The following is a 5642-nucleotide window of genomic DNA, read 5'->3' on the forward strand; positions in this document are numbered from 1 at the left end:
AAGTGTGCTCGCGCCCTGTTGCCTAGTGGGCTAGAGCCAATCACCTTCTGGGTCGTCATCCATTGGTAAAGCTCATCCAGTATCGGCTTGGCAAGCGCTTGACGCTCTGCTTTTCGCTCTTGGGCAGGCGCACCTTTTAAGCGTGATTCTATCCCGTAGAGTTTTTGGATTTTAGCCAGCGCTTTATCAGCCTTGCCTGATTTACCTTTCCCTTGAAGCTTCTTCGCATCCATGAACTTGCGACGAGCATGCGCTAAGCACCCTACATTGGTGACGTGATGCAGACCATCATAAGCCGCGTAGCCATCGGTTTGTAGATAACCGTTGTAGTCACCTAAAAAGTCCACGGGACACGCCCTCGCGCGACTGTTTTGATAGTTGTACAAGGCAATATTTTTCACATTCGGCAGTGCCGATTCGGGTGAGTCAGCGCCTGAGCAGTAGAGCCACATATAACACTTCTTCTCTTCTTTGAGCACATTGAGCGGCGTTTCATCCGCCTGAACCACCACTTGTTGAAGCAGGTTCTCCTTCAAGGCCGCATACAGCGGGGCGAACTTCTCACTGACTTGGATAACCAGGGCAAGATTACGAAGCCCCTTGCCCTGCAAGGACTTGCGAAAGGTAAGCGTTATTGCGGTTCGCTTTTTTCTGCTTTCTTTTGATCCCTGCTGTGAAGCTGATTTCTTCCGTCAGCAGATTTAAAGCTATATGTCTTATAACTGCTAAATTCTCACCGGCTTGCTCTCGACGTATCCGACATTCATCTTCTTTAAAACCAACGTCTAATCGCCAGTGCATCTGATTTTCAATGCTCCAATGTGCTCGCGTGCTCTCTAGTAAAGCTTTAGCCGTTAGTTTTGCTGAGCTTATGTAGTGCTTGATTTGCATTGTTTCTGCTGGCTTATCACCTTCTTGACGAATTGAAACGACCATACCAATTGTGGAGAGTTCAGCCCAATCAAACGCTATATAGCCTAAGAAATCTGTATTGTGAACAACCATACTCAAACGCGTTTCTGTACGACCATGCCCTTTCTCTTGAGTGACGTATTTATCACCTTCAAAACTATTAATCATACTAGAATTAAACACTTGGCTAATCGCTTGCTCCAATCGTTTTTGATTACCTTTTAACGCTAAGAGATAATCTGCATCTTGAGCGACTATCTTTTCAGCTATATCCTTATGGCATCCCATAGCATCAATAGTCACTAAACAACCTCGCAAGGAAAGCATTTCAAGCAGTTCAGGGATCGCTTTTATTTCATTGCTTTTATCCGCAGTCTTCACTTGTCCTAGTACAACTTGGTTTGCTGCACTAAAGGCACTAACCATATGGATTGCACCACAACGCTTGTCTTTGTTGTATGTGCCTCTGAGAGTTTTGCCGTCGATAGCAATCACTTCACCCTCTGTCGTCTCATGACAGTCTTTCATCCACGCAGTAAAGCATCGTTGCAGTTGCTTGGCGGAAATAAGATTGATAACTCGGGCAATGGTATCGTGTACTGGTATGCCTTGTTTGAAATCACCATACTGCCTAAGCCATTCCAAGTTATCTTCACCAAAATCTTCAATATCCTCCCAACCTTCAGCACCAGCAATCACTGCTGCAATTGTTAAGAAGATAATGTCGGTTAGCGTGTGCTCTATTTTCCAAGCTTGGCGAGGGTCTCGAATAACTGAAATATGGTCCAAAAGGCTTAATCCATTCATTATGGCTAAATATCTGCTGTTAAAAAACAGTATATGATCACACCTAAATCTGATCATCAAATCGATCTTGAATGTATTGAATTTGTTGTGACTTCAGTGTACAAATTAGTGGAAACATCACTTCACGCTACCCCTTATTCCATATGGGTTTTTCATGATCTTGCCCTGGGGTATTCCCTTTATGAATCAAACTCAGATTGTGAATTGATTAACAAAGGAAAGAGTTTACCGTTTGGAGGAGTAAAGGTTTATGGCAAGCATTTTCGATATGTCAGAATAAAAGCTAACGCTGAAAGCATTTTAGCATCCAAAGTGGTCTCAGATATTGTTCCATTCACGAGTGAATACATACAGAGCCTATTAGACAATCACTCGTAATTACCGCCTAAGCTCTTGTATCCTTAGCTCTAATCAAATAGAAATATAAAGGCCTTTGGCTATTTGGATGGCACACTTTCATATTGACACTCAAATTGGAAACTGAACTCGATAAATAATAAAAACCCATTAAATCAAACGCTTAAAACTGGCACGTAACTTGATTGAATATCTAGACCTTCCATCACAAGGATGTAGATATGAGAATTACAACGTTAAGTTTGCTATTAAGTGCCCCTCTAGTCGCCAACGCAGCGCCATTCGATACCTGCCCTAGTCAAGCATACCTCTTTCAGTCGAAACCCGTTGAAGTTTGGGGTGTAAACCTAGTAACAGGTTCAACCACACTGTTAGAAGACGATACGGGTATGAATGCCAATATCAATGGTGTCGGTTTCGACTTTCAAGACAGATATATTTATGGCTATGACACCACCAACAAACGTTTAGTGCGTCTTGGTCAAGACTTCCAAGCAGAAGTTATCAATACCAGTGGCTTACCAACCGATCACACTTTCTATGTCGGCGACGTCTATGACCATGTTTACTACTTGTATCGTACAGGTAAGGGACTATTTACTGTTGACCTCTCTCCTTTAGACTCTGATCCGAATGCGACCGTCACGGTCAACAAAATCGCAGGCAGCCCTGCAACTGTAAAACTGACCGATTTTGCTTTCCATCCAAGTGATGGCTCTTTATATGGTATCGACAATAACTCGGGTGGCTTGTACAGCTTCAACCCAACTACAGGTGCAGAAACCTATATTGGTGATACCGGAGAAACAGGGACGTTTGGCGCAGGTTATTTTGATGTAAACGGCTACTATTACGTATCTCGAAATCAAGACGGTAAGATCTACCGTATCAACCTATCCCCAGATAACGCTGCAAACATCGCTGCAGGTGTCGTTCCTGCTGTAGAGTTCGTATCGAATGGCCCTTCTTCGAATCAAAATGATGGTGCTCGCTGTGCGAATGCGCCTGTCGTAGATGAAGATTCCAACATCGACTTCGGTGACGCTCCAGATACCTATCTAACGTTATTAGCAAGTAACGGTCCTCGACATGAACTAGATGGCGTGACTTGGTTAGGTACAGACGCGCCCGACGCCGATCTTGACGGCTACGTAACACCGCAATCGGATGAAAGCGTGGGTATTGATGATGAGTGGGCGAACGGTGGTATCGGTTTTGTAACCGCACTTGAAGCTGGTCTTGATTCAAAAGTGGTGATTGAGGCTTCAACAACCGGTTACCTTTCGGCTTGGATAGATTGGAACCAAGATGGCAGTTTCGATGGCGCCAACGAGCAAGTATTTACCGATTACCTGTTAGATGCGGGTGAAAACGATCTGTTCCTAAATGTCGATATCAACGCTCTGACCGGTACGACGTGGGCTCGCTTTAGATTCAGTCAACAAACCAACCTAAGTTACTTTGGCGGTTCAACCTCTGGTGAGGTGGTCGATATTCAAGTCGATGTTCTTAACGATGGTGCCACTGCTCGTTACTTCCCAAGTGCTTCTGGTTACGCAACGCTCGCGTACGAAGATAACTGGCCTTATAAAGCTGACTACGACATGAACGATGCTGTTCTTATGTATCGTATTACTGAAATCCTTAAAGATGGAAAAGTCGTTAAATCAACTATCGACGGCCGCCTAGCTGCTGTCGGGGCATCGTACAGAAATGGTTTTGCTGTTCGACTTCCTAACCTCGACCCGAGCTTGGTGAGTAGTGGTAGCTCTTACATGAAACACAACGGCGTATTCACTGACCTTGACCTAGAAGATGGACGTAGCGAAGCAATCTTTGTTATCGCCAATGACCTGACAGAAAAAATCAGCACTGGCTGTACCTTCTACCGCACCAGTAATGGATGTAAAGAAGATGAGCAGTTCTCGTTCCAAATTGGTATTACTTTAGCCGGTGACGGTGTGAGTACTGGCAGCTGGACCGATATGCCTTACGACCCGTTCATTTTCGCAACGCCTGGTTATTATCACGGTGAAAACCTACCTCTACATCCAGGACGCAGCTGGGAGGTTCACTTGCCAGACCAAGCTCCAACCGAAGCATTTGATACCACTAACCTCTTTGAAGCTGGTTTAGGCGTCGATGACAGTAATCCATCAACAGGTAAATACTTCAAAACAGTAGAAAACCACCCTTGGGCACTAATAGTGACTTCGGATGACGAATGGGAGTGGCCTTTAGAGTACGTCGATATTGTTACCGCTTACCCAGAGTTTAAAGAATACGCAGAATCCGGCGGTGAAACGAACCAAACATGGTACCAATCACCTGCAGACAACCAACGTTACGAACCATAAGGAGAGACGTTATGACTATTCACACTAAACAATATCGAGACAATCATTGCGTTGATTCAAGTCGCAATCTCTTTGAGGAAAAACGTATGTCTGTACAAAGCACTTGGAACATCAAGAAGTCACTAGCCGTTATTTTAGCTGCAGCGCCATTAGTATTAGCCGGCTGTGGAGGCGGCGGCGGTGGGGGCGGAAGTACATCTACGGCATCACCATCTACACCCTCGACACCTGCAACTCCGTCGAATCCGGTAACAGCAACGCCTTCGCCGTCTCCCGCGACAAGTGCGGTAGCAGCGCAGAGCTATACGATGAGTGATTTGGTGGTACCTGATGGATTTGACTACAACTCTGTTGAACAGTTTGATCTCAACATTGACATCAGCAGCATTTCGACAGACCGTTCTTTTGTGACCGTTTATAGCCGCTTTAGTACAAGAGATGACTCAACCTTGAAGCCGGATTACTCCAGCAAGGTCATTGCGGGCCCACTAGATAACGGTGTGTTCGCCTCCAACTTTGCAGCACCAGTAAACCATGACGCACTCTTGATAGAGATTTGGTTTTACGATGGTCAACCTCCATTACAACAAGTGGTTTCTAGCGGCGACTCTCAGATTGTCTGGCAGTAAATTGTTTAACAGCAGGTAACTTGTCGTTAGCGAGATCTCTGACGAAACAGAGTCAAAATGGATTGTTTGTAAGTAGGAAGTGAGCAGAAATGCTCACTTTTTTATTTTCGTCGAAGAGCAGTTAATTCAGCTTTCTTAGCGAGTAGCATTCACTTTACCACCAACCTCACTTATATTTTCAACATAACCTTCAAAGACTTACTCTCATGAAACAGTTAAAAATAGGTCTATTTATCTTAATGTGTGGCGTAGGCGTGTTAGTTGCCCTTGCCTATTTCCCGCTAACATCAGAGACGGGGCAACGTATTCAAGCCAAAGTAATTTCGAACACGCTTACTCAATCCTTAGGTGGGCACAGGCGTTATCTGACGGTTCAGACAAAAGATAATGACGTATTTCGGCTCTCTATTGCTCCTACCACAGACTGCCCTATTGATTCTGTGGTCGCGCTTGATACATTAAACAATCAAATAACCGGACAAAGCAGTTATCAGTTCATCCACTGTCGAGCTGCACAGTAGCCATCGATGCAACAACGGTATTCGTAAAGCAACTGTATTCGCAAAAGCAAAAGCAAAAG

At 44.7% G+C, this 5642-nt stretch carries 4 protein-coding genes and 1 pseudogene; 3 read left to right on the top strand and 2 right to left on the bottom strand.

Annotated features, from left to right (window positions below):
* Window positions 1-578: pseudogene (gene tnpC, locus AB4329_RS20805) on the bottom strand (IS66 family transposase); the annotation flags it as partial.
* A 10-nt stretch (window positions 579-588) separates the two neighbouring features.
* Window positions 589-1719: an ISAs1 family transposase gene (locus AB4329_RS20810; RefSeq protein WP_372139205.1), complete on the bottom strand. Its 1131-nt coding sequence runs from the start codon at window positions 1717-1719 to the stop codon at window positions 589-591.
* A gap of 578 nt (window positions 1720-2297) precedes the next feature.
* On the opposite strand from AB4329_RS20810, the gene AB4329_RS20815 reads away from it, so the two are divergent.
* The 3 genes from AB4329_RS20815 (at window position 2298) to AB4329_RS20825 (ending at window position 5583) form a co-directional block, all read left to right on the top strand.
* Window positions 2298-4433: an LruC domain-containing protein gene (locus tag AB4329_RS20815; RefSeq protein ID WP_372139199.1), complete on the top strand. Its 2136-nt coding sequence runs from the start codon at window positions 2298-2300 to the stop codon at window positions 4431-4433.
* 11 nt (window positions 4434-4444) lie between these two features.
* On the top strand, window positions 4445-5062 hold the full coding sequence (locus AB4329_RS20820; protein WP_104216136.1) for a hypothetical protein: 618 nt from the start codon (window positions 4445-4447) through the stop codon (window positions 5060-5062).
* A gap of 206 nt (window positions 5063-5268) precedes the next feature.
* Window positions 5269-5583, top strand: coding sequence for a hypothetical protein (locus AB4329_RS20825; protein WP_372139200.1), 315 nt, complete (start codon window positions 5269-5271; stop codon window positions 5581-5583).
* Window positions 5584-5642 lie beyond the last annotated feature (59 nt).

The organism is Vibrio sp. 10N.261.54.A5 (genome assembly GCF_041471145.1).
GTDB classification, from domain to species: Bacteria; Pseudomonadota; Gammaproteobacteria; order Enterobacterales; family Vibrionaceae; genus Vibrio; species Vibrio crassostreae_C.

Excerpts from the sequence above, each read along its gene's own strand:
- AB4329_RS20810 (WP_372139205.1), bottom strand. The coding sequence starts at position 1,719 with ATGAATGGATTAAGCCTTTTGGACCATATTTCAGTTATTCGAGACCCT.
- AB4329_RS20820 (WP_104216136.1), top strand. The coding sequence starts at position 4,445 with ATGACTATTCACACTAAACAATATCGAGACAATCATTGCGTTGATTCA.
- AB4329_RS20815 (WP_372139199.1), top strand. The coding sequence starts at position 2,298 with ATGAGAATTACAACGTTAAGTTTGCTATTAAGTGCCCCTCTAGTCGCC.
- AB4329_RS20825 (WP_372139200.1), top strand. The coding sequence starts at position 5,269 with ATGAAACAGTTAAAAATAGGTCTATTTATCTTAATGTGTGGCGTAGGC.